This is a genomic window from Bacteroidota bacterium, assembly GCA_018831055.1.
Taxonomy (GTDB): Bacteria; Bacteroidota; Bacteroidia; order Bacteroidales; family B18-G4; genus M55B132.
Map to the genome: position 1 here is coordinate 1 of JAHJRE010000075.1, position 24,870 is coordinate 24,870.

At 44.4% G+C, this 24,870-nt stretch carries 20 protein-coding genes; all 20 read left to right on the forward strand.

What is annotated here, in order from left to right; all coding sequences use genetic code 11:
- Window positions 1-35: 35 nt before the first annotated feature.
- The 20 genes from KKA81_04540 (at window position 36) to KKA81_04635 (ending at window position 24,551) form a co-directional block, all read left to right on the forward strand.
- On the forward strand, window positions 36-1,382 hold the full coding sequence (locus KKA81_04540) for a catalase-peroxidase (GenBank protein ID MBU2650181.1): 1,347 nt from the start codon (window positions 36-38) through the stop codon (window positions 1,380-1,382).
- Between the two features lie 195 nt (window positions 1,383-1,577).
- Window positions 1,578-2,216, forward strand: coding sequence for a hypothetical protein (locus tag KKA81_04545; protein MBU2650182.1), 639 nt, complete (start codon window positions 1,578-1,580; stop codon window positions 2,214-2,216).
- A 76-nt stretch (window positions 2,217-2,292) separates the two neighbouring features.
- On the forward strand, window positions 2,293-4,212 hold the full coding sequence (locus tag KKA81_04550) for a tetratricopeptide repeat protein (GenBank protein ID MBU2650183.1): 1,920 nt from the start codon (window positions 2,293-2,295) through the stop codon (window positions 4,210-4,212).
- 138 nt (window positions 4,213-4,350) lie between these two features.
- The gene (locus KKA81_04555; GenBank protein MBU2650184.1) at window positions 4,351-4,737 is read left to right on the forward strand and encodes a hypothetical protein; all 387 of its coding nucleotides are present in this window, start codon (window positions 4,351-4,353) and stop codon (window positions 4,735-4,737) included.
- Window positions 4,738-4,741: 4 nt separating this feature from the next.
- Entirely contained in the window at window positions 4,742-5,395 is a 654-nt protein-coding gene (locus tag KKA81_04560; GenBank protein MBU2650185.1) for a hypothetical protein, read from the forward strand.
- 10 nt (window positions 5,396-5,405) lie between these two features.
- Window positions 5,406-7,154, forward strand: coding sequence for a hypothetical protein (locus KKA81_04565; protein ID MBU2650186.1), 1,749 nt, complete (start codon window positions 5,406-5,408; stop codon window positions 7,152-7,154).
- A 17-nt stretch (window positions 7,155-7,171) separates the two neighbouring features.
- Window positions 7,172-8,467 carry a hypothetical protein gene (locus KKA81_04570; GenBank protein MBU2650187.1) on the forward strand — a complete coding sequence of 432 codons (1,296 nt, stop codon included), beginning with the start codon at window positions 7,172-7,174 and terminating at the stop codon, window positions 8,465-8,467.
- A 182-nt stretch (window positions 8,468-8,649) separates the two neighbouring features.
- Window positions 8,650-9,318 (forward strand): GAP family protein, encoded by a 669-nt coding sequence (locus KKA81_04575; protein MBU2650188.1) that lies wholly within the window; start codon window positions 8,650-8,652, stop codon window positions 9,316-9,318.
- 425 nt (window positions 9,319-9,743) lie between these two features.
- Window positions 9,744-10,811: a ribosome small subunit-dependent GTPase A gene (gene rsgA / locus KKA81_04580; GenBank protein ID MBU2650189.1), complete on the forward strand. Its 1,068-nt coding sequence runs from the start codon at window positions 9,744-9,746 to the stop codon at window positions 10,809-10,811.
- 191 nt (window positions 10,812-11,002) lie between these two features.
- Complete coding sequence (sufB, locus tag KKA81_04585; protein MBU2650190.1) at window positions 11,003-12,454, forward strand: Fe-S cluster assembly protein SufB; 1,452 nt, start codon at window positions 11,003-11,005, stop codon at window positions 12,452-12,454.
- Between the two features lie 93 nt (window positions 12,455-12,547).
- Window positions 12,548-13,306: a Fe-S cluster assembly ATPase SufC gene (gene sufC, locus KKA81_04590; protein MBU2650191.1), complete on the forward strand. Its 759-nt coding sequence runs from the start codon at window positions 12,548-12,550 to the stop codon at window positions 13,304-13,306.
- A gap of 24 nt (window positions 13,307-13,330) precedes the next feature.
- Window positions 13,331-14,740: a Fe-S cluster assembly protein SufD gene (sufD, locus tag KKA81_04595; protein MBU2650192.1), complete on the forward strand. Its 1,410-nt coding sequence runs from the start codon at window positions 13,331-13,333 to the stop codon at window positions 14,738-14,740.
- Window positions 14,741-14,750: 10 nt separating this feature from the next.
- Window positions 14,751-15,971 (forward strand): cysteine desulfurase, encoded by a 1,221-nt coding sequence (locus KKA81_04600; protein ID MBU2650193.1) that lies wholly within the window; start codon window positions 14,751-14,753, stop codon window positions 15,969-15,971.
- Between the two features lie 3 nt (window positions 15,972-15,974).
- A complete protein-coding gene (locus tag KKA81_04605) occupies window positions 15,975-16,421 on the forward strand; it encodes a SufE family protein (protein MBU2650194.1) in 447 nt (148 codons plus the stop codon).
- Window positions 16,418-16,738, forward strand: coding sequence for an SUF system Fe-S cluster assembly protein (locus tag KKA81_04610; GenBank protein ID MBU2650195.1), 321 nt, complete (start codon window positions 16,418-16,420; stop codon window positions 16,736-16,738). The genes KKA81_04605 and KKA81_04610 overlap by 4 nt, the downstream gene beginning before the upstream one ends.
- A gap of 70 nt (window positions 16,739-16,808) precedes the next feature.
- The gene (dxs, locus tag KKA81_04615; protein MBU2650196.1) at window positions 16,809-18,707 is read left to right on the forward strand and encodes a 1-deoxy-D-xylulose-5-phosphate synthase; all 1,899 of its coding nucleotides are present in this window, start codon (window positions 16,809-16,811) and stop codon (window positions 18,705-18,707) included.
- A 4-nt stretch (window positions 18,708-18,711) separates the two neighbouring features.
- Entirely contained in the window at window positions 18,712-20,685 is a 1,974-nt protein-coding gene (locus KKA81_04620) for a Na+/H+ antiporter NhaC family protein (protein MBU2650197.1), read from the forward strand.
- A gap of 108 nt (window positions 20,686-20,793) precedes the next feature.
- Window positions 20,794-21,924 carry an FIST C-terminal domain-containing protein gene (locus KKA81_04625; protein ID MBU2650198.1) on the forward strand — a complete coding sequence of 377 codons (1,131 nt, stop codon included), beginning with the start codon at window positions 20,794-20,796 and terminating at the stop codon, window positions 21,922-21,924.
- 19 nt (window positions 21,925-21,943) lie between these two features.
- Window positions 21,944-23,716, forward strand: a complete 1,773-nt coding sequence (locus KKA81_04630) for a response regulator (GenBank protein MBU2650199.1) — start codon at window positions 21,944-21,946, stop codon at window positions 23,714-23,716.
- A 43-nt stretch (window positions 23,717-23,759) separates the two neighbouring features.
- Window positions 23,760-24,551: a sulfite exporter TauE/SafE family protein gene (locus KKA81_04635; GenBank protein ID MBU2650200.1), complete on the forward strand. Its 792-nt coding sequence runs from the start codon at window positions 23,760-23,762 to the stop codon at window positions 24,549-24,551.
- The last annotated feature ends 319 nt before the right edge of the window (window positions 24,552-24,870 follow it).

A 24,870-nucleotide genomic window follows, 5' to 3' on the forward strand; every position in this document is an offset into this window, starting at 1 on the left:
CAGCCCATCTTGGGCCCGAACCCGAGGCAGCCGGTATCGAAGAGCAAGGTTTGGGATGGAAAAGCACTTTTGGAACAGGAAAAGGAAAAGATACAATTACCAGCGGTATTGAAGTCACCTGGACACAAACCCCTGCAACGTGGAGTAATTATTTCTTTGAAAACCTTTTCAAATATGAATGGGAACTAACGAAAAGTCCGGCAGGCGCTTACATGTGGGTAGCAAAAAACGCGGATGAGGTAATTCCGGACGCACATGTCTCAACAAAAAAACATCGTCCGACCATGCTTACAACCGATTTATCATTACGGTTCGACCCAGTGTATGAAAAGATCTCCAGGCGTTTTTATGAACATCCCGATGAATTTGCCGAGGCATTCGCAAGGGCCTGGTTTAAGCTTACACACCGGGATATGGGACCCAAAACACGTTACCTGGGCCCTGAAGTTCCTGAAGAAGACCTGATCTGGCAAGATCCTATACCGGCAGTAAACCACACACTTATTGATGATAAAAACATTGCTGACCTGAAATCCGAAATTCTGAAATCCGGGTTAACAATATCCCAACTGGTATCAACAGCATGGGCCTCGGCATCTACCTTCCGCGGATCTGACAAACGCGGGGGAGCTAACGGTGCGCGGATCAGGCTTGCTCCCCAAAAAGAATGGGAAGTTAACAATCCTGAACAACTAAGCAAAACATTGAAAATCCTGGAAGAAATTCAGGAAAAATTCAACAAATCCCAATTGGGCAGTAAAAAGGTTTCACTGGCCGATTTGATCGTATTGGCCGGTTGTGCCGGAGTTGAGAAAGCTGCAAAAGATGCAGGTTATGATGTAACCGTCCCCTTCACTCCCGGAAGAATGGATGCATCGCAGGAACAAACCGATGCAGATTCCTTTGTTGTTCTGGAACCAATAGCTGACGGTTTCCGGAATTACCTCAAAACAAAATCCATCGTGTTAACGGAGGAATTATTGATAGATAAAGCGCAACTGCTAAATTTGACAGCTCCTGAGATGACCGTCCTTATAGGTGGTATGCGGGTTTTAAATACTAATTTTGGTGGCACCAGACATGGAGTATTTACAAAACGCCCGGAAACTCTAACAAATGATTTCTTCGTTAATCTGCTTGACATGAACACGGTATGGGCTCCGGCTTCAGATGCCGGGGAATATTTTGAAGGCCGTGACCGGAAAACGGGCAAGCATTCGTGGACTGGAACCAGGGTAGATCTTATCTTTGGTTCAAATTCAGAACTCAGGGCTTTGGCTGAGGTTTACGGCAGCTCCGATGCTAAAGAGAAGTTCATTAAGGATTTCGTTGCTGCCTGGGACAAGGTCATGAACCTCGACAGGTTTGATTTACAACAATAAGAAAATTGCAGGTCTGTCACTAAACTATAAAGCACCAATCAGAGACGATTTATGATTGGTGCTTTGTTTGTATTAACTTATTGGAAATATGCTCCTTCCAACTACCACTATCGAAAAGCAATAATTTTCTTCTAAGGCTATTGACAATATGCAGGTTACATCATACCTTTAACCCAACAATCAAATTAAAATCCCATGAAAACAAAGACCAAAGTCGTAACATTAATGGCAATCATTGGTATTATGTTTTTGCTTAATGCTTGTCAATCGCCGGTAACCCTTACCAGCTGGAAAAATCCCAATGATCAATCAGTAATTTCCAAAGTAGCCGTTATTCCCTTATTCAACAAGCTTGAATACACCAAACCCTTTGAGCAATCCGTTGTGACTTATTTTCAATCACAGGGGGTGAAAGCCATTGGCTCTTTGGACTTTCTCAATCCAACAGTGAAATATACCATAGAACAACTTGAGAAAAAGATTGACAGTCTGGGAGCAGATGGGGTACTGGTGTTTACCTATAAAGGGACAGACACATCCAAAAGTTATGTACCACCGACCTATACCGGAGGCTGGGGAGCAGGATATTGGGGAGGCCCTTACTGGGGAGGTGGATACTGGAACAGCGGAGTGGTAACAGGAGGGTACTGGGTAACAACATCCACGGTCAATCTGAAAGCCGACCTATATGTAAAAAATAGCCAGGAAGCTGTATGGACGGGCGATATCACTGTTACGGACCCCAATTATGTTGACAAAGCAGCCACTCTTATCGCACAGGATGTTTACAATAACTGGGTCAAAGACAACCTGTTAAAAGCAACAGGCCAGTAGGATTAGCGCTGGAGTTGTCAGATACCCATACAACAATGCACAAGTAAAATACATAAAAACAAATTTAGGGGCATCTATGAAATTTCGCAGGTATCAAATAATCATCTGCCTGTTAATTATATTATCTGCTAATTCCTGTAACAGGAATATCGATCATTCAGGAAGCAATAATCAGGAAACTATTCTGGTGCTTGCTGATTCTTTAAAGCATTCAAAGCCGGTGGAGGCAGATTCTCTATATCGTATCATCCTGGCCACAAACGCTGATAACAAGAGCAAAATAAGGATACAAGCCCTGATAGGCTTATCTAAAATACTTACGAGCCTTTCGAAGTATGACACTGCTATTGAACTTATTAACCAGGCTAAGTCGGCATCCTTTTCCATTGCGGATACTTCCTTGCAAACTTCAATTTTCCTGGCTGAAGGAAATCTATATTTAGACTTGAGTGATTACCCAAAAGCAGAATCTGCATTTAAATCGGGCCTTGAAATGGCAAAAAACGCAGGAAGAGAAGCAGACCAGAATCTTTTCACGTTAAGTCTCGGTTCACTGCAGAAAGAAATGGGCCAATATGCAGAAGCTATTCGAACCTTCACTGAGTCGGTAAAGCTTTCAGAACAGTCTGGAAATACTCACAACCAGGCCCTTGCCCTGGAAAAGATTGGATTGACCCTGATGAATACCGGAGATTATGATGGAGCAAGGCCTTACTTAAACAGAGCAATAAACTTAAATAGAGAATCAAATCTGAGGCGTGAATATGCTATGGGATTAATGAATCTGGGTATTCTTTACCGGCAGATGGGAAAGCTTGATTCTTCCCTGATCTTTTACAACAAGGCCGGTAGAGAATTTTTGCAAATGAATGATTCGATCAACCTTTTAAAGATTAAGTACAATACCGGGATAGTTTTAAAAAATCAGGGGGAATATGAAACAGCAAGGAATTTAATGGAAGAAGTATTAGCCATCTGCCGGAAAAAGGGTATGCTTGACGGAGAAGTTTACGCATTGCATACACTGGCTTCATTATATAACGAAGAGGGTAAAATAGAAAAAGGGTTAATGTTTTCAGACAGTGCGATCGTGATGGCCAGAAAAAGAGAAATGACAAGGGTTCTTTCGCAATTTCTGAAGCAGAAAGAAGAATTCCTTGCAAATGCAGGAAAATATCGCGAAGCATACTCACTTGCGTTGGAGGGGATAGCCTTTTCTGACAGTTTGCTCTCCATTGAGACAAGGAACGAGATAGCACGGCTAAAAACCCGCTTTGAGACAGAGCAAAAGGAATCGGAAAACATTATTCTCCGGCAAAGTCTGCAAATACAACATTCAAAGATGATCTGGTTAAGGATCATTATCATTATGTTAATCCTTTCGGTACTACTTGTATTAATCATATATCGGTATAGTATTAGAAGTCAGAAGCAGTTGCGTTTACTTGCTGAAGAGAAAGCTCTCAGGGAGGCCCAGGTTGCCCGGAACAGCGAGCTGGAACTAAAAAAATCACAGTTGGAAACCGAACTGAAGGAAGCCCGGATTGGAGAACTGGAATATAAAGCCCGTATCAAAGAACAGGAATTGGTTTATCAATCTTTGATGCGTATCGACCTGACCAATACAAACCGTTCCGTTCGTGAGAAACTCTTACCCTTCACATTAAAATTCACCAGAAAAAAAGACCAGGAAGAGTATATCCGTATCCTGAATGAAATAACAAGGGAGGCTGCACGCGATACACTTTCCGAGTTCGAACAAACCTTTAATCAGCTTCATCCATCCTTCATGGAAAAACTGATGGCATACAGTCCTGATTTAAACCGAAGTGAAATCAATATTTGTTCACTGATCCGGTTAAACCTGACAACAAAAGATATTGCCAACCTGCTCAATCTAAGTATTTCAACGGTAGAAACCACTCGTCATAATATTCGGAAAAAACTCAAATTAGACAATTCGGAATCTCTCACGGCTTTTCTGATTATGATTTAACCCAAGCAATCCTTTGAATACATGAAACTTATCAAAATATACTTTGGTAATTAGCAGGATTTATTTTGCGAAAACCATTGACTTTTATGCGATTAAACACTACATTTGATCTATTAAGCATTTATTTATCCGCAATATATGTTTCATGGCAACTTGGATCGTGATACAACAGTTCTGATAATATCAGAAGAGGAAACCATGAAAATGGATATCCAGGAAAATCATGAAACATCCGCATATTCTCAATTACGCATAATCAGTATTCAGGAATTTAATGAAATCGTTTTTAGCGATTCAGAGATTACTCTTATCATGATTGATGTTTTGGCAATCCTTGGCCAAAATAAGGCAATCCTGAATACAATCCGTAAAGAAAAACCATCAGTACCATTGATTTTACTATCCAGACATTTGTGTCCTGAAACCCTTAAACTGGCCGCAATATACCATTTTCAGGAAGTTATTCAACTCCCTGTAAAGCATGAGACCATTCAAACCTTAATAAACAAATACGTTAAAAAGTAAACAAATGAAGACAAAAACCAAAACCTTAGCTTTTCTGGCAATCATCATTGCCGGGATTATGCTTAATGCTTGTCAATCGCCGGTAACACTAACCAGCTGGAAAAATCCCGATGATCACACGGTCATTGCCAAAGTTGCGATATTTCCATTGTTCAACAAGCTGGAATACACAAAACCATTTGAACAATCGGTTATAACTTATTTCCAGACACAGGGTTTAAAAGCCATTGGGTCTCTTGATTTTCTAAATCCAACGGTGAATTATTCCATGGATCAGGTAATCAAGAAGATAGACAGCCTGGGAGCAGATGGTGTTCTGGTATTTGCCTATAAAGGCACAGACACTTCAAAAAGCTATGTTCCACCGACATATACCGGAGGATGGGGTGCAGGATACTGGGGAGGGCCCTATTGGTCAGGAGGGTTTTATGGAGGAGGATACTGGGATAGTGGAGTTGTTACCGGAGGGTATTGGGTAACCACATCCACGGTTAATCTGAAAGCATCCTTATATGTAAAGGATAGTCATGAAGCAGTATGGACGGGAGATATTACCGTTACTGATCCCAATTATGTTGATAAGGCCGCGACTACCATTGCGCAAGACATATACAACGACTGGGTAAAAGACAACATTGTAGCGTCTCCAACCCATTAAAGAAACATTTATGAAAGCAATTATTTCTTGGTTAATCCGGGCTCTGTTGACCGGGTTGACAGTGGTGGTTTCATGCCAATTACAGTTGTTTGCATGTTTAGTCCTAATGATCATCCTGGGAAACACAACCATAGCCCAGGAAATCAATCCTGACGACTATGCTGCATGTGAAGAAAAAGAATGGGGTCAGCTCCTATGGGTAATGAAACTGGGCGCACAACCTATAGATGACTTTACACATTTTCAATGTGTGGATGAGCAGGGGGTTAGCGCAGACAGGTACACGCTTGGTTTTTCAGGATATTTCCTGGGAGCGGAGCAATATCACAAATTCCCGGCATGGAGGGGTCAGATCCAGGAGACATATGACAGGGTTATACGGAAAATGATCCGGAAACCGGTCTGGGAATACTGGTCGAAGGAAAGCCCGGGGGTAACCAAATTTGAGCCGGGTGGAAACCGTCCATATGCACCGCAAACCGATCCGGTTGCTGTTCGAAATATCATGTATTCTGGTCATTTGGGGATGATGATCAATCAATATCAGGTTTTATACAATGATCTGAAATGGGATGAACCCGGCTCGATCGTCTTCCAGTGGGATGATAAAACCGTGTATGTATATGATAATGAATCACTTCAGTTTGCCATGTTTAACCAGTTCATTACCAATCCCGTTCCGGGCATTGAATGTGAGCCGAATGCAATCTTTTCCGCATGTAACCAAATGCCATTATTAAGCTGGTGGTATTATGATTATTTGCATGGAAGCCGCTTTTTTCAGGCATCACAACCTTTATTCAGTGATTGGTTTAAAAAAGTTTTTATAAATCCTGAGACCCATGGGTTGGCAGGATTTTACCTGGTTAAGCAGGGCTGGGTTTTTGCACAATGGAATCCTAAATATGGAAATGCCTTTGACGGAGTCATCCAGGGGTTGATCGAAAAAGGAGCGAATTTCTATTCCCCGGGAAATGATGGATGGACTCTAACGTATATGCATGCATATGATAAAAAATATGTAGAAGAGCTATGGCCCTATTTGAAAAAAATGCATGTCACAGTACATCCCAACGGATTAGCCACTATCAACGCCCCGGATGTCTTAATGCCGGATGCCGATTATGGGTTCTTTGCAACCCTCGCCGCTGAAGTCGGGGATGAAGAAGTTAAGAATGGTTTGCTGAAATATGCTGATAGTCTGTTCCTGCCTGTTTGGGAGGATGGAACATACCACTACCCATTTATGGATAAAACTGCCACTTTGAATCTGGCTGCCGATGGAGGAGCAAAACCAGCAGAGGCAACACCTGCGGAAACCCATCCGCAACAGGAAGACGGCAAAGGCGGACAGTGCTGTAAACGCTTCAACAAAATGTCGAATACGCCACAACATTCGGATGTTTCAGACCGCACCCTTGCTCTGGCACGTGCCCTTCCCAAAGACGGAATTTACCTTATGTACAACAAGCCTTTCGACAAAACCCATTTTACGGAACCGGCTATCACGGGCGTTGACTTGACAAAACTCATCCTGAAAAGAGCCATTTACGACAGAAATAAACAAGGATTGATAATTTCAACCTATGCAAAGCCTGAAGCCGGGAAAACCACCATTCAGATCATTAACCTGGACAAATCAAAAAGCTATACCCTGTCTGTAAATAGAAAAACTACCCGCGAAATAACCGGACAGGATCAACACACTTTAACGATTGACGCTAGTAAAGCCCATGATATTATTCTTAAGGAAAAATAACCTAATAAAGAAACCAAATGAAAACACTTAACACAATTATCAGTTTGCTCACATTAACAGGCCTTCTGATCACGGGATGCCAAAATCAGTCGAAAATCACAAAAGAACAGGCTACAGCAAAAATAGCAGAGCTTCAAGCCAAGGCAGATATTTCGAAAACCCAGTGGTATGATATCTATTCGAAGGGAGTATTGCTGAAGGCACCTGAAGCGGAAGGATTGCTTACCGAGGCAAAAAGTGCTCTTGAATCGGGCGACCTTGCGAAAGTTAATGAACTGCTAACTCAGGCAGATGCATTTTTAAACCAGTACACTCCGGTTGATGTTCCTGATTACCAGGCATCCACGCCGCTAAAAAACCCGGGCGACATGGGGAATATTCATAAAGCGACCATTGATGACATGAAACTAATGGAATTATCCGGTGTACCCCGTTGGAATTACTGGTTCAATTTCGTAGGCAAAGGCGATGACGGGAATTATTACATGGCATATACCTATGTCAATCATCATGGAACCGGGAAGCTGGTACCCCCGACAGTCTTTGCATTTAGCTCCAGTTCAGATCCGACCAATATCATGAAAGTGGATTTTGAGACACTTCCAACGCTTAACAATGAAAACAACCAAATCATCTGGACGGTTGAAGAGAACGGCCAATCGATGACATACACAATAGCGGAAGGAAATGTTACATTACATTATAAAGACAGCAATTTTGAGTGCAAAGCGGAGATGACCAATTTATATTCCTTCTGGTACAACAAAGGGGAGACCTTTGCATTGATCCTTCCCGATTCGCCCATGGCAGGATTCGAAGAAACCGGAACGGCTTCGGCTCAGTTTACTATTAATGGCAAAGTGGTTAATGCAAGCGGGTTCGGAGAACAAGAGAATCTGTTCTGCGGAGGTCCGAAAGGAGCCGATTACCGCACTGCCCTTATTAAGTACGGCAATGAATGGTGGGCTCCTTTCCACACCGACCAGGCAGAAGGAATTTTTGTGATGACAGGGAAATATAAAGATGCCGGACTTTTTATCGACGGGAAGTACGTTATTCCATCCGATTTTGAGGTCACCCCTATCGAAGCCAATAAATCATTCACCATCAAGGCAACCACACCCGAAGGAGAACTTGTTGTCAATTTTGATATGTGGGGTTGGGACCCGCCCCTTTACGAACATTGGGGAACCTGCACAGGGACCTACAAAGGACAACAGCTTACCAACGGTTACTGCTGGCTTGAACACATCCCACAGGGAGGTGTAAATGCAAGTCCTCCCACAGGTGGAAGAAAAGGAGTACAAAAATGATTAACCATTCACACAGACTATTCTCCAATCCATAAAAAACATAAACCGAAACAATTAATTGCACAAACATTTATCCATTGAAAAATGTAAGTTGACCAAATTATTATACCCAAACATTGCGATTCTGACCAAATTATGCAATGTTTGGGCTTTTTTTCAGTCCAATTGTCAACAAAACACCCATGTCACAGGTATTTATTTCAATATTACCGCTTGCCATAGCCTCGGCGATCAGTATTGCCTCTATCCCGTTATTCCTCACGATCATGATTTCAGGGGGAAAACAGATAAGAAATGGCTTTGCTTTTATCCTCGGAGGACTGCTAACCCTTTCGTTGATAGCATTTTTAATAGTGTTTCCGTTAACCTTTGCCGATTCCGGTTCATCACATGACCAAATTATTCATGCCATTATTGATTTTGGCCTTGCACTGCTCTGTGTTATCATGGCACTAAGAACCTGGTTCAACCGAAATAAAATAAAAACTGAAAAAGAAGTTAAAAAGCAGGGCGGAGTCATGAAATACTTTGGTATTGGCATGGCTATCAGACTTTTAAGCGCAAATACCCTTCCCCCTTTCATCGGAGCCATAAAAGAGGTTTCCGGTTCAGGTATACTCATTGGAGAAAAAATTATGCTTTGCATCGCAGTCATACTTATTAGTATGTCGACCATCATCCTATCGTATCTGATGTTCATCTTCAATAAAGAGATAGCCGAAAGAATCCTGAAACCGGTAAATCTGTTCCTCAGGAAGAATAAGAACATAATCAGCATATCCTTGCTTACTCTGGTGGCTGTATATCTTTGCTATCATGGATTACTTCACGTGAAATTAATGCTGGAATAAAGGGTTGGACTACCTTGATCTCATGCTAAGGTGAGGTATCCGGCCAAATACGAAAACGTATAATGCCATCCTGGGATAAAATGATCGCCATCAAGCATAACCTAAAATTACAGGCTTAAAAATTTTTTAATTAGTATCGGGAATGATTAACATCAGGTTACTTACTTCATGGTTACAGGCTGCAGGTTACAGGCTGCAGGTTACAGGCTGCAGGTTACAGGCTGCAGGTTGCAGGTTGCAGGCTGCAGGCAGTCTGGGTGTGGGTTCTGAGGGATGAGTTGTCGCTTTCGCTTGCAACCTGTAACCTGTAACCTGTAACCTGTAACTATTTGTTAATGTTTCCCGATGCTCAAAAAATCTTTATCTATTTGTCAATATACTGAAAAAATAAGTATTGTTGCCCCGTGAAAACAGATACCAAAATTATGAAACTGGAAGATCTTGGATATACTGACCATTTCGAAAAACTAGTGCTCGAGAATAACCTTGAGAACCTTGAGATCGGGCGTGTAATTGCCGAGCACAAGGAAAGGTATATAGTTTTAACCGAGAACGGCGAATTTGAAGCCGAGATAACGGGCAACATGCGGTTTGCGGCTCTCAGCCGGGAAGATTACCCTGCAGTCGGGGATTGGGTGGCTTTGGCCGCATACGATCCCGATTTTGCCATCATACACAGGATACTTCCCAGAAAATCGGTAATATCCCGGCAATCAATCAGGCAAAGCGGGGAGATACAGATCATTGCGGCGAATATAGATTATGCCTTCCTGGTTCAGGCGGTCGACAGGGATTTTAACCTGAACCGCCTGGAGAGGTATCTGACCATTTGTTATTCATCACAGGTTAAGCCGGTAATTGTGCTCACCAAAATCGACTTAATTGATAATGAGAAGATTGCTGATTTAACCGGCATGGTAAAGCAAAGGATTCCCAATGTTCCGGTTATTGCCATCAGCAATGAGACTCAGGAAGGATACGAAGAGTTGAGCAGAATCATAGAAAAAGGCAAAACCTATTGTCTGCTTGGTTCATCGGGGGCAGGAAAATCCACGCTTCTGAATAACCTGTCGGGAAAGACCCTGATGAAAACAGATGCCATAAGCAAAACCACAGGAAAAGGCAGGCATATCACGACGCACAGGGAGCTGACAATACTTGAAAACGGTGGGATATTGATCGATAATCCCGGCATGCGTGAAGTTGGCATAAGTGATACAACTATGGGACTGGAGACGACTTTTGACCAAATCATGAATTATGCCCGGAATTGCAGATTCAAGGATTGCACGCATACATCAGAAACAGGATGCGCGGTTTTGAATGCAGTTGAAAATGGTGAAATAGACAGAAATTCCTATGAGAATTACCTGAAAATGGAAAGGGAAAAAGCCTTTTTTGAATCGTCTGTTGCAGAAAGACGCAAGAGGGATAAGAAATTAGGAAAAATAGTCAAAAACTATAAAAAAGATAAAAACTCAGGAAAATTCTAATATGAGTAGGTCAACCCGGCTACTATAAAGGGAAACTTTTCCCTGTCACCATATCCTGAATATGTTATAAACAAAGCCCTTATTCTTTTGTTTATTCCTTAACGGCAAACATTATATATGCCCCGGTGATAATTATGCGCGAAATGCTTAACTTTGCGCGGCTATTTTAATTTATTCCAAACAGAGGGGGAATCATGCAGGACGAAAACAACAGGATACTTGATGAACTGACCCAGGGGGAATACAAATACGGTTTTTATACTGATGTTGAAATGGACCAGGCCCCAAAAGGGCTGAACGAAGATATTATCCGCTTTATTTCCGGCAAGAAGAACGAGCCGGAGTTTATTCTGGAATACAGGCTGAAGGCTTACCGTCACTGGTTAACCATGAAAGCACCCACATGGGCGCATCTAAGGATCCCTGAAATCAACTACCAGGATATTATTTATTATAGCGCTCCAAAGAAAAAAGCAGAACTCAGCAGTCTCGACGAGGTTGACCCCGAACTCCTGGAGACTTTCAACAAACTGGGCATATCCCTTGAGGAGCAGAAAGTCTTAGCCGGTGTGGCCGTGGATGCGGTAATGGACAGTGTTTCTGTTAAAACGACCTTTCGCGACACGCTGGAGAAACACGGTATCATCTTTTGTTCATTCAGTGAAGCCATCCTGGAACATCCTGAACTGATAAAGAAATACATGGGATCGGTGGTGCCTTACACCGACAATTATTTTGCAGCATTGAATTCAGCGGTATTCACCGACGGATCGTTTTGTTATATCCCCAAAGGTGTTCGTTGCCCTGTGGAGCTTTCGACCTATTTCAGGATCAACGCCGCCAATACCGGACAGTTCGAACGGACACTCATCGTTGCGGAAGAAGGCAGCTACGTAAGCTATATGGAAGGCTGCACCGCCCCCATGCGCGATGAGAACCAGCTTCATGCCGCTATTGTTGAGATTGTTGCCATGGATGATGCCGAAGTAAAGTATTCCACCGTACAAAACTGGTACCCAGGCAATAAAAAAGGAGAAGGCGGAATATATAATTTTGTGACCAAGAGAGGGATGTGCAAGGGCAGAAACTCCAAGATATCCTGGACCCAGGTGGAGACAGGCTCGGCCATCACCTGGAAATACCCGAGCTGCCTATTGATGGGCGAGAATTCGGTCGGGGAGTTTTATTCTGTAGCGGTTACGAATAACTATCAGCAGGCCGATACAGGAAGCAAAATGATCCACATCGGGAAGAACACCAGGAGCACCATCATCTCCAAAGGAATATCGGCAGGATACAGCAATAACAGCTACCGCGGGCTGGTGCGCATCCTGAAGAATGCCGAAAACTCAAGAAATTTTTCCCAATGCGACTCTCTGCTGCTGGGTGATAAATGCGGAGCCCATACCTTTCCCTATATCGATACCCAAAACAAGTCTTCCATTGTTGAACACGAAGCCACAACTTCAAAAATCTCGGAAGACCAGATGTTTTACTGCAACCAGCGCGGCATCGATACGGAGAAAGCAATCGGGCTCATTGTAAACGGCTACGCCCGGGAAGTCCTCAACAAACTCCCCATGGAATTCGCCGTGGAAGCGCAAAAGCTGCTGTCGATAAGTTTGGAGGGAAGCGTTGGATAGGGATAAGATCGAAGATCGAAGATCGAAGATCTAGATCTGCGATCTTCGATCTTCGATCTGCGATCTAATAACAATATAACAGTATAATATAACATGTTACTATCAATCAAAAACCTCCACGTCTCCATTCATGGTAAGGAGATCATCAAAGGGTTGGATTTGGATATAAATGAGGGTGAAACTCATGCCATCATGGGTCCGAATGGGACGGGGAAAAGTACGCTGGCTCTTGCTGTTGCAGGAAGAGAAGGTTACGACATCACTGAAGGGGACATCCTGTACAAAGGGAAAAGCATTTTAGAGATGAAGCCGGAAGAGCGCTCGCTGGAAGGGATTTTCCTGGGATTTCAGTATCCTGTGGAAATACCGGGTGTGAGCATCACAAATTTCATGCGTACGGCGATCAATGAGCATCGTGAATATAAAGGCCTGGAACCAATGGCAGCTGGTGAATTCCTGAAATATATGGAGGAGAAAAAGCAGTTGGTGGAAATCCATTCCAAGCTGACCAACCGGTCTGTGAATGAAGGATTTTCAGGAGGAGAAAAGAAACGGAACGAAATCTTCCAGATGGCTATGCTGGAACCGACGCTTTCCATCCTTGACGAAACCGATTCGGGACTTGATATTGACGCGCTGAAGATCGTCGCCAACGGAGTGAACAAGTTACGAAGCACCCATAATGCCTTTGTGGTCATCACTCATTACCAGCGATTGCTGGAATATATAGTCCCCGATTTCGTTCATGTGCTGTATAGTGGAAAAATAGTCAAATCGGGAGGAAAGGAGTTGGCTCTGGAACTGGAAGAAAAAGGATACGACTGGATCAAGAAAGAGTTGAGTCTTTCCTGAAAAACAAGATGAAAGGACAGAATCATGGCAGGAAATCCAAACACCATACTATACGGACAATTGCTTGATGCATTTAGCGAGCATCGTGAGAGCATCCTGGCCGGCAATCCTGCTCCAGTTGCCGAAATAAGGTCAAAGGCGATTGAGAGTTTCCGGAAGCAGGGGTTCCCTACAAACCGGATGGAAAACTGGCGAAACACTGATCTTTCCCCGACCTTGTCAAAGACATATAAAATGCTCTTTGATCCAACAAAGGAAGACATCAACCTCAGCAATATTTTCCGTTGCCGTATCCACGATCTTGATACCGATCAGATTTCCCTGATGAATGGTTGGTATATCCGGGAAGGAGGCATGCTGGAAGAGCATCCCAACGGTATGATCAGCGGGAGCCTTGCTGCAGCTATGAAAAAATATCCGGAGCTTGTAGCAGAACATTTTTCAAGGTATGCCAATCCTGACAAGGACGGTTTCACCGCGTTGAACACGGCATTCGCCCAGGACGGATTCTTTTTATATATCCCTGATAACGTGGAAGTGGATACCCCCATTCAGATGGTCAGTATCATCAACTGGAATGAAGACCTGATGGTTCAAACACGGAATCTGATCATTCTGGGAAAGAACAGCAGGCTAACCCTGGTACATTGCGATGACAGCACCAACCAACAGGCTATCTTCAAGAATTCTGTCACAGAAGTACATATGGCAGAAGACTCGGTACTTGACCATTACAAGTTACAGAATCTGAACAATCAGTCATCGCTGATCAACTCTACATTTTTTCATCAGGAAGCAGGTAGCCGGCTCACATCCAATCTTGTCACACTAAACGGAGGACTGTTGCGCAATTACACGCAAGTAACGCTGAACGGACGGGGAGCAGGAGCCGATATTTACGGGGTATATCTGATGGACCGCAATCAGCACATCGACAACCAGGTATATGTCGACCACGCCCAGCCCGACTGTTATAGCAACGAACTTTTCAAAGGCATACTCGATGAGGAGGCCAGTGCTGTTTTCAACGGGCATATCCTGGTAAGAAAAGACGCACAGCGTACCAATGCCTACCAGAACAACCGTAACATTCTGATGACTGACACGGCCAGGGCCAATGCCAAACCATTCCTGGAAATTTACGCCGATGATGTGAAATGCAGCCACGGGGCCACTGTTGGGCAGCTTGACCCACAGCAATTGTTTTACCTGCGCAGTCGTGGAATATGTGAAGCCAATGCAAGATTATTGCTTTTATATGCCTTTACTGCAGAAGTTATCAGCAAGATATCCATTCATCCACTTCGGGAACGTATTGATGACATGGTAAAGCAACGCCTTAGGGGAGAACTGGCTATTTGTGATACCTGTGCATTACATTGCGAAGGTCCCAAAAAAGAAATTATTTTTGACATCGATATGAGTAAAATTTAATAACAGCACTGTGTCGTTCGATATTCAAAAAATTCGCTCTCAATTTCCTATTCTGGAAGAGAAAATCAATGGTTATCCCCTGGTTTATTTCGACAATGCCGCCACTACTCAGAAACCTTTACGGGTAATACAAAGGTTGGTGGATTATTACTCCAGGGAAAACTGCAATATTCACCGTGGGGTTCATTTCCTCAGCCAGGAAGCAACCCGTGCCTTTGAGGAAACAAGGGAAAAAGTGAGGCAGTTTGTCAATGCCGGTAAGAAGGAAGAGATCATTTTCACAAAGGGAACTACCGAGGCCATCAATATGGTTGCTTCCAGTTTTGGCAACAAGTCTTTGCAGGAAGGTGACGAAGTACTCATTTCGGCTATGGAACACCATTCCAACCTGGTACCCTGGCAGTTTGCCTGTAATCACAGGAAGGCGCATCTTAAGATCATCCCCATCAATTTCCGGGGAGAGATCATCATGGAGGAATATATAAAAATGCTGGGTCCCAAGACAAAGATTGTAGCGCTGGCTCATGTATCCAATGCCCTGGGTACCATTAACCCGGTGAAGGAGATGATATCTCTTGCGCATGAAAAAGGTATCCCGGTATTAATTGACGGAGCGCAGGCTTCTGCGCACCTGAAGGTTGATGTAAGCGACCTGGATTGTGATTTTTATTGTTTTTCAGGACATAAGATGTATGCCCCTATGGGAGCCGGGGTACTTTACGGCAAGGAAAAACTCCTTAATTTCATGGATCCTTACCAGGGAGGTGGTGAAATGGTTGATACGGTTACTTTCGAGGAAACCATTTATAATGAGATACCCTTCAAATTTGAAGCCGGGACCCCAAATGTTGAGAGCATACTTGGATTGGGTGAGGCCATTGATTTCCTCTGTGAGACAGGCCTTGAAGAAGCCGCGCATTACGAAAACAAATTGCTTGATTACGCCACAGGCAAACTGAATGAGATCGAAGGACTGGAAATTTACGGCAGGGCTGAAAAAAAATCATCCATACTTTCCTTTCTGCTTGAAGACATCCACCCTTACGATACAGGAGCTATCCTCGATCAGATGGGCATTGCAGTACGTACCGGGCACCACTGTGCCCAACCCGTTATGGACTGGTTCAATATACCTGGAACGGTGAGGGTTTCATTAGCGCTTTATAATACACATGAAGAAATAGACCGCCTGGTTAACGGGTTATTTCAGGTAAAAAAAATGCTGGGATAAATTATGGAAGAAGACATAAGGAATAATATAAAGCAGATCATTGAAGATTTTTCAGGATTTGATGACTGGATGGATAAATACAATCTTTTGATTGAGATGGGAAAAAGCATCCCGCTGATCCCTCCTCAGTTCAAGAACAAAAGCAACCTCATTTCCGGTTGTCAGTCGAGGGTCTGGCTGCATGCCAAATACGATAGCGGCCGGGTATATTTTTTTGCCGACAGCGATGCCGTGATCACCAGAGGGATAATCAGTCTTCTTATTAAGGCCCTTGACGGCAAAACACCCGACGAGATTCTCAATACGGAGCTGGACTTCATCGATAAGATCGGATTGAAAGATCATCTCTCCCCTACCCGTTCCAACGGTCTTGTATCCATGATCAAACAAATGAAGTTGTATGCCCTCGCGTTCAAAGCCAAAGAACAATCGGAGGAGAAAAAATCATGAGCATGGCGAATAAAAGAGAACTTGAACTGAAGATCGTTGAAACGCTTCGAAATGTTTTTGACCCGGAGATCCCTGTCAATATTTACGATTTGGGCATGATCTATGAGATCCGTATCAATGACGAAGGCCATGCATTTATCCTGATGACCCTGACCAGTCCGAACTGCCCCGTAGCCGATTCGCTCCCACAGGAAGTAAAAGAAAAGATCAATGACATCCCGGGATTAACGAGCGCAGAGGTGGAGATTACCTTTGAACCGCCCTGGTCTCAGGACATGATGTCGGAAGAGGCCAAACTCGAACTGGGATTTCTTTGATGAGCGGATTGAATATCCGTAAGCTTATCCTGAAAATTTATAATTTTGTCTTCCTTAAAAAGAACGTAACGTGCCCGGAAAACTGCTTAGCAGGATCAATGATCCATCGGACCTGAGAAAGCTCAAGGAAGAAGAGTTACCGGAGTTATGCCGGGAGATCCGTGAATTTATCATCGACGAGATCTCGCATAACCCGGGTCATCTTGGATCCAGTCTGGGTGCTGTTGAGCAGGCGGTGGCCATTCATTATGTATTCGACACGCCCTACGACAAGCTGATCTGGGATGTAGGACATCAGGCTTACGCACATAAAATACTTACGGGCCGAAAGGATGTATTTCATACCAACCGCACCCTGGGTGGTATAAGCGGTTTCCCTAAAATAAAAGAAAGCGAATACGATGCTTTTGGCACGGGACATTCCTCCACATCTATCTCTGCCGCGTTGGGGATGGCCGTTGCGGCCAAGCTTGTCGACAACAACGGGCGCCAGCATATCGCTGTGATCGGCGATGGTGCGATGACGGGAGGGATGGCCATGGAAGCACTCAATAATACCGGTGTGAGCAAATCCAATATCCTGGTCATCCTGAACGATAATGGCATAGCCATCGACAATAATGTTGGGGCCATGCGGGAATACCTGGTGGATATCACCACTTCCAAAGCCTATAACAAGCTAAAAGACAAGGTCTGGTACCTGTTGGGAGGCGGCACCAAATATGGGAAAAACACCCGTGCCATCGTCCGCCAGATTTCCAACGCCTTCAAATCCACCCTGCTGAACAAGAGCAATCTGTTCGAAGCATTCGGGTTTCGTTATTTCGGGCCCATCGACGGGCATGATGTGATCCATCTGGTAAAGATCCTGAAAGACCTGAAGCGGATACAAGGCCCGAAACTATTGCATGTGATCACCACCAAGGGTAAAGGATTAAAGCAGGCAGAAGAGAACCAGACACAATACCATTCCCCGGGCAAATTCGACCGCAACACAGGCGAGATCATAAAAAATCCCTGTCCCGAAAAACAACCGCCAAAATATCAGACGGTTTTCGGGCGGACTATTGTGGAGCTGGCCGAACAGAACGACCGCATCGTAGGGATAACCCCGGCCATGCCTACGGGCAGTTCGTTGAACATCATGATGGAGAAGATGCCCGACCGGGCATTCGATGTAGGCATAGCGGAACAGCACGCCGTGACCTTTTCCGCCGGTTTGGCGGCCCACGGCATGATCCCTTTCTGCAATATTTACTCCACCTTCATGCAAAGGGCTTACGATCAGCTTATACACGATGTTGCCCTGCAGGAACTGCATGTGGTATTTTGCCTCGATCGTGGAGGTATCGTGGGTGAAGACGGGGCAACCCACCAGGGTGTATTCGATCTGGCATACCTGCGAGCTATACCCAATATCACCATTGCCTCCCCCATGAATGAGGAAGAGCTGCGAAACATGATGTACACAGCGCAGTTACCCGAATCCAGGACTTTTGCCATCCGCTATCCCAAAGGAAGAGGAGTGATGACCGAATGGAAAACCTCTTTCAGTAAATTGGAACCCGGAAAAGGAAGAAAAATAAGGAATGGCAAAGACATTGCCGTTATCAGTATCGGTCATCCGGGGAATTTCGTGGTGAGCGCCGCGCAAATCCTGGAAAAGGATAACATCAGCATTGCACATTACGATATGCGTTACCTCAAGCCCATCGATGAAGATATCCTCAGAGAGGTGTGTGAAAACTTTGAAAATGTGATAACTGTAGAAGACGGAACCATTGTCGGCGGCCTGGGCAGCACGGTGTTGGAATACATGGCTGACCATGGATGCATGAAAAATCTGAGACGACTTGGAGTGGCGGATAAATTCCTCGAACAAGGCTCACAGGAAGAACTATACCGTATTTGCGGTTTTGATCCAGAAGGTATAGCCCGGGCTGTGAAAGAAATGTTGCACAAAAAATAAACGGATGAAATTTTTCCTGAAGCTTATTTTTCTGTTTTCCTTACATTCTTTCTCCCTTCTTTCCCAAGCACAGGATGCGATCAAGCCATCGCAGCAAGATGAAATGGTAAGGATTGAGATCCCGCCTATCGTCATGAAGAATATCCCGGTTGAGATTAAGGTGATAGCCGACACAAGCATAGTCAGAAGCCTGAAGGATACGGTTATCACTGCTATCGCCGGAGGGAAAAACATAGAATTGCAATTCAAAGGTGGTACGGCACTTTTTCGTCATACATTTCACCATAAAGAGGAAGTGGTCATTCAGTCGGATGAGTTCACCGCGCATAAAACAGTCACCCCTATCCCTCTTTGGATGTCGATACTCCCACCATTGATCGCCATCCTGTTTGCCCTGATGTTCAGGGAAGTCTTTTCCGCCTTATTCATTGGATTGCTGGTAGGTACTACCCTGATAGCGTGGTATCAGGGAAGCAGTTTCATCATTGCCATATTTCAGGGAGTCTTCATGCTTGTCGATACGTATATTCTCCAGGCACTTTTCGACACAGATCATCTATCGATCATTATTTTTTCCATGATGATTGGCGGCATGGTAAACCTGATCACACGTAACGGCGGGATGAAGGGAGTAGTGAATATTCTTTCCCGTTATGCCACCACCTCACGTTCCGGGCAATTTGTTACCTGGCTGATGGGCATCCTGATTTTTTTTGACGACTATGCCAACACGCTGGTGGTAGGCAATACGATGCGCCCCATGACCGACAGGCTGCGTATTTCACGGGAAAAGCTCGCTTACCTGGTTGACTCCACAGCCGCACCTGTAGCAGCCATCGCCTTTGTTACAACATGGATCGGGGCAGAGCTTAGTTATATTCAGGATGGGATTGATACCCTGGGATTGAACCAGACACCATACTCTGTATTTATTAATTCACTCGCTTATTCATTTTACCCGGTTTTCACCCTTGTATTTATACTGTTCCTGATTGCCCGCAAGTCGGATTACGGTCCAATGTTTAAGGCAGAACAGTATGTCAGAAGAACCGGTGAGATCCGCAACGACAGTGCCAATACTTTTTCCAATAACCTGAATGAGCTGGAAGTTGCGGAAAATATCAGGGCACGATGGTTCAACGCAGTGATCCCCGTTCTGGTGATCATCGTCGGCACAGTATCAGGATTGCTTTACACGGGATGGGATTCCACATTATGGAACAATCCCGACATAGGCTATGCACATAAGGTGTCATTAATCATCGGGGAATCGGATTCCTATAAAGCATTATTATGGTCTTCATTGTCGGGTGTGCTTGTAGCACTATTGCTTACCTTATCTCAAAGGATCATGACCCTGAAAAACAGCATCGACAGTCTGATCAACGGGTTCCGTACCATGCTGACAGCCATTCTGATCCTTGTGTTGGCATGGTCCATTGCATTGGTAACGGAGCATCTTCACACGGCCGATTTCATATCTAATACCATGCTGGAGATAGCCTTATCGCCGTATCTTGTCCCGGCACTGACCTTCATCCTCGCAGCTCTGGTATCATTTTCCACGGGTTCATCCTGGGGTACCATGGCCATATTATACCCATTGATATTGCCGGCATCCTGGCTTATTGCAAAAGATTGGGGGCTGGACCACGGAACCTGTCTGGCTATTTTCTATAATGTCGTCTCTGCTGTACTCGCGGGATCTGTTCTGGGTGATCATTGCTCTCCCATATCCGATACCACCATCCTGAGTTCCCTTGCCAGTTCCTGTAATCATATTGAACATGTAAGAACACAACTACCTTATGCTCTGACTGTTGGGGTTGTTTCAATCGTGGCAGGGACCATTCCCGCAGCATATGGAGTGCCATCATGGATATTATTCCCTGCAGGCCTGGTAATCCTTTATCTGGTAGTCAGACTGGCGGGCAGGAAAACAGAAGTCTTCAAACTGGAAGAGAATCATTATAAATAGTAGAAATATCCTGTCATTTTAATAGGATTTTCATATTTTTCTTCATATATTTGTTTACCAACTTACTAAGCCGGACTTAATTAAAAAAGCAAATCATAACCAGATATTATGAAATCCATTTCTTTTGCAGTTCAGTCACCCGTAGAACTTGAAAAGAAACTTAAGGAACTCATACCGCAGGCTATCCGTCCTACGCTGGCTATTTCTTTTTGCTCGGTAAAAACCGGCATCAGGGAGGTGGCAGGGATATTCGGATCAGCCGGCATACCGGTATTCGGTTCCAGTTCCTGCGGGGAGATACTGGCCGGTACTGACGATCAGGCCATTTACGAACAATCAATAGTAGTCAGTTTAATAGAAATCGCAGAGGCGCATTTCAGGTTAAAAGCTTTCTCCCAGGAAGAAACAGGCTCCTTTTCCATGGGGGAACAAATAGGCCATTGGGCCGGTAAAACCTTTGATAATCCTGTGGTTCTCATCGTAGCCAGCGGATTAAAGACCGACGGGCAGCAGCTTGTGAAAGGCATCCTGGAAAAAGCGGGAAAACAAACCGTGATGTTTGGGGGTCTTGCCGGAGATGACGGTCTTTTTGAAAAGACTTTTGTTTTTTCTGATACGGAGATCCTGGACAATGGCGCCAATGTTTTGGTGCTTGATGGCGATCATATTATAGTCAACGGTCTTGCAACCAGCGGATGGATAGGACTGGGAAAAGACCTTACGGTGACCCGTTCCGAAGGGAATATCGTTTATTCGATTGATAACGAACCTGCCCTGGAAGTATACAAGAAGTATCTGAATGTCAGAGACGAAGACCTTCCGGCGATCGGGGTTGAGTACCCGTTAATGATCAGACGCTCGGAAACGGATCATAGCTTAAGGGCTGTGATGGAAGTGGAAAAGAAAAACAAGGCTCTGATCTTTGCCGGCACAGTACCCCAAGGTTCCATCGTCCGCTTTTCCAGCTCTCCAGGCTTTGAGGTTATGGAAACCACCAAAGAAAAGATCTATGATTTTTTCCTGGAAAACCCCGAAACGGATATCCTGTTGATCTTTTCCTGCATGGCCAGGCACCTTGCGCTGGGCCCCGTGATCACCGAGGAACTAACGTATGCCACTGAATTATGGAAGACTCCCATGACCGGCTTTTTTACCTACGGGGAAATTGGCACCAACAAGAATAAAACCTGCGATTTTTACAACCAGACGTACACTTTGGTCGTAATAAAGGAAAAATAAAGTCTTAAAGCACAGGATGATGATGGAGAGCGCCCTGGAAAAACTAATGAATTCCATTGCATCGCTTGAAAATGCAGATGATTTCCTGCATGCGAAGGAGGTAGTTATGCAACATATCCGCCGTATTCAGCAGGAAGGCCAGATCCTGAATTTCAAGTATGAAAGGCTGCTGAAAGACAAGGATGTGCTCAGTTCGCTACTAAAGCGCACAACCGATGATCTGAATGAGGTTTTGTCGGAACTGAGAAACCGGGCTGAAGAGCTGGATACATTGCTCTCGACTATACCTGCTTTCGTATATTTCAAAGACAGAAACCTCAGGTACATTCATGTGAATAAGACCTTCGCCGACTTTGTAGGGATCCCGCTGCAAAAGATCATTGGAAAATCTGTTGAGGAAATTTTACCCCAGTATAAAGGGAAACAGTATTCATATACCGAACTGGAAAAGAATGTAATAAAAGAAGGTATTCCAAGATATAATATTGATGAGATACTCCAACAGGGGAATAAAACTGTTTTTCTCAGCACCAATCTGGCACCGTACCGCGACAACCAGGGGAATATTTCCGGGCTGGTGGGTATTTCATGGGATATCACGGAGCGTAAGAATTATGAGACAGAGCTAAGAAAAGCCAAAGAACAGGCGGAAGCGGGAACCAAGGCAAAAAGTGAATTCCTGGCAAATATGTCGCACGAGATCCGTACTCCCATGAATGGTATCATCGGTATGGCCGGGATCCTGAGCCAAAGCAATCTGAGCAATGATCAACGGGAAAACCTCGACATTCTGGTTTCTTCTACCAAAAGCCTGCTGTCTCTCGTCAACGACATCCTGGATATTTCAAAAATTGAAGCAGGAAAAGTGGAGCTCGACCATATTCGTTTTTACCCTGAAGAGATATTAAAGGACATCGAGAACATCCTGAAGATCAGAGCTGGTGAGAAAAACCTCGAGTTAAAGACAGAGCTTGACCCATGTATGCCGGTAGCTCTGGAAGGTGATCCCTTCCGACTAAAGCAGGTCATCCTGAACCTGGCCAATAACGCGGTAAAATTCACACAAGAGGGATTTGTGCACATCAGGATCAGGTGTCTGCAAAAGGACTTGAAAAGAGTAACCATTTGCTGTGAGGTTGAAGACTCGGGTATTGGTATACCTATGGAGAGGCAGGGAAATATTTTCGAGTTGTTCACCCAGGTTGACGCTTCCACTACAAAAATCTACGGTGGGACAGGTTTGGGTTTATCAATAGCAAAGCAACTTGTTCACCTCATGGGCGGTAAAATCAGTGTTGAGAGCCATCCGGGAAAGGGCTCAATGTTCTGGTTCACCCTTCCCCTTTCGATTGGCAAAGAGGAAAAAACGGTTTCGCCGGAACCTGCAATAGCTGTTAATACATCCACACAAAATAAATCACTGAAAATACTCCTGGCCGAAGACAATGAAGTGAACCAGAAAATCATCCAATTCAGCCTGAACCGGGAAGGTCATAAGGTTGAAATTGCTAAAAACGGACAGGAAGCTATTGAGCGTTACAGTGTTAATCATTATGATCTGGTTCTGATGGATGTACAGATGCCCGAAGTGGATGGTTTTGAAGCAACACGCCAGATAAGAGAAATAGAAAAAAGAAATAATAACACAACACCCATCCCCATCATAGCACTGACGGCAAACGCCATGAAAGGGGACAGGGAGAAATGCCTGGCGGCAGGCATGAATGCATATCTGAGCAAGCCCTTCACACCTTCGGAACTTATTCAGGCCATTATGGAAGCCGATATTTGATTACTACGATTATTCCTTATTTTTGCCTGATTAATCCCTATTTATGACAACAATTGAAATCATCGCCCTGATCGTGGGCGGCATCCTGGTTGGTTTTATCAATACACTTGCAGGAGGTGGTTCTATAATTTCCCTATCCTTACTTATGGTACTCGGGCTGCCTCCTCACATCGCCAATGGCACGAACCGTATCGGGGTGATCGCACATAACCTGGTGGCCACACTCAGTTTCCGGCATCAAAAAGTGCTGGACCTGAAAAAAGGGCTTTACCTGAGCATACCCGCCATGGTTGGAGCCTTCCTGGGAGCAGTCATCGCGGTAAAGATCAGCGAAGAGGTATTGAAAATCGCCATGGGTGTCATCATGCTGCTGATGCTCTTCTTTGTGCTGACCAACACAAAAAAGTGGTTGCACGGAGACGAGAGCAAGCTAGCCGGGAAGATTGACCTGAAACAAATAATTTACTTCTTCTTTATTGGGGCCTATGGCGGATTCATCCAGGTTGGGGTCGGATATATGATGCTGTTCGCCCTGATCATGGGGGTGGGTTATAACCTGGTAAAGGCCAATGCCGTGAAGGTTCTGATCATGCTGATCTATCTCAGTTTTTCGCTGGTCGTGTACATCTGGGATGATGAAATCAACTGGACCTATGGCCTGGTTATGACCATTGGCAGCATGTTGGGGGCATTAATAGCATCCAGGATGGCTGTGAAGCGGGGAATTAACTTTGTGCGGGTGGTGATCGTGGTGGTCATCCTGTTAACTGCCGGTCATCTTTTCGGTTTGTATGATTTCCAGGAAATCTTCAGGGTTTTGATTGAAAATAAATGATATCATTACGAAAAAGACCTCGAAGAGGTCTTATGTTTATAGCCGGGATGTTTGGGGAACATCACATTCGACCCCTTCGGGGTCGTACACTTTCCAACCTTATTCATGCTATAAACATGTAATCCCTTCGGGATTAAGACCGGAATTCGATCGGGTTGGAAATGAACATGAAAATTTTAGACTAGACCTCGAAGAGGTCTAATGTTTATAGCCGGGATGTTGGGGGAACATCACATTCGACCCCTTCGGGGTCGTACTTTAACGTATCGCATTTTTGCTAAAAACATGCAATCTCTTCGGGATTAAGACCGGGTATCGA

What these genes read in the sequence shown, in the direction of transcription:
- KKA81_04545 (MBU2650182.1), top strand. Translation starts at nt 1,578, where the DNA reads ATGAAAACAAAGACCAAAGTCGTAACATTAATGGCAATCATTGGTATT.
- KKA81_04550 (MBU2650183.1), top strand. Translation starts at nt 2,293, where the DNA reads ATGAAATTTCGCAGGTATCAAATAATCATCTGCCTGTTAATTATATTA.
- KKA81_04555 (MBU2650184.1), top strand. Translation starts at nt 4,351, where the DNA reads ATGTTTCATGGCAACTTGGATCGTGATACAACAGTTCTGATAATATCA.
- KKA81_04560 (MBU2650185.1), top strand. Translation starts at nt 4,742, where the DNA reads ATGAAGACAAAAACCAAAACCTTAGCTTTTCTGGCAATCATCATTGCC.
- KKA81_04565 (MBU2650186.1), top strand. Translation starts at nt 5,406, where the DNA reads ATGAAAGCAATTATTTCTTGGTTAATCCGGGCTCTGTTGACCGGGTTG.
- KKA81_04570 (MBU2650187.1), top strand. Translation starts at nt 7,172, where the DNA reads ATGAAAACACTTAACACAATTATCAGTTTGCTCACATTAACAGGCCTT.
- KKA81_04575 (MBU2650188.1), top strand. Translation starts at nt 8,650, where the DNA reads ATGTCACAGGTATTTATTTCAATATTACCGCTTGCCATAGCCTCGGCG.
- rsgA (MBU2650189.1), top strand. Translation starts at nt 9,744, where the DNA reads ATGAAACTGGAAGATCTTGGATATACTGACCATTTCGAAAAACTAGTG.
- sufC (MBU2650191.1), top strand. Translation starts at nt 12,548, where the DNA reads ATGTTACTATCAATCAAAAACCTCCACGTCTCCATTCATGGTAAGGAG.
- sufD (MBU2650192.1), top strand. Translation starts at nt 13,331, where the DNA reads ATGGCAGGAAATCCAAACACCATACTATACGGACAATTGCTTGATGCA.
- KKA81_04605 (MBU2650194.1), top strand. Translation starts at nt 15,975, where the DNA reads ATGGAAGAAGACATAAGGAATAATATAAAGCAGATCATTGAAGATTTT.
- KKA81_04610 (MBU2650195.1), top strand. Translation starts at nt 16,418, where the DNA reads ATGAGCATGGCGAATAAAAGAGAACTTGAACTGAAGATCGTTGAAACG.
- KKA81_04620 (MBU2650197.1), top strand. Translation starts at nt 18,712, where the DNA reads ATGAAATTTTTCCTGAAGCTTATTTTTCTGTTTTCCTTACATTCTTTC.
- KKA81_04625 (MBU2650198.1), top strand. Translation starts at nt 20,794, where the DNA reads ATGAAATCCATTTCTTTTGCAGTTCAGTCACCCGTAGAACTTGAAAAG.
- KKA81_04630 (MBU2650199.1), top strand. Translation starts at nt 21,944, where the DNA reads ATGATGGAGAGCGCCCTGGAAAAACTAATGAATTCCATTGCATCGCTT.
- KKA81_04635 (MBU2650200.1), top strand. Translation starts at nt 23,760, where the DNA reads ATGACAACAATTGAAATCATCGCCCTGATCGTGGGCGGCATCCTGGTT.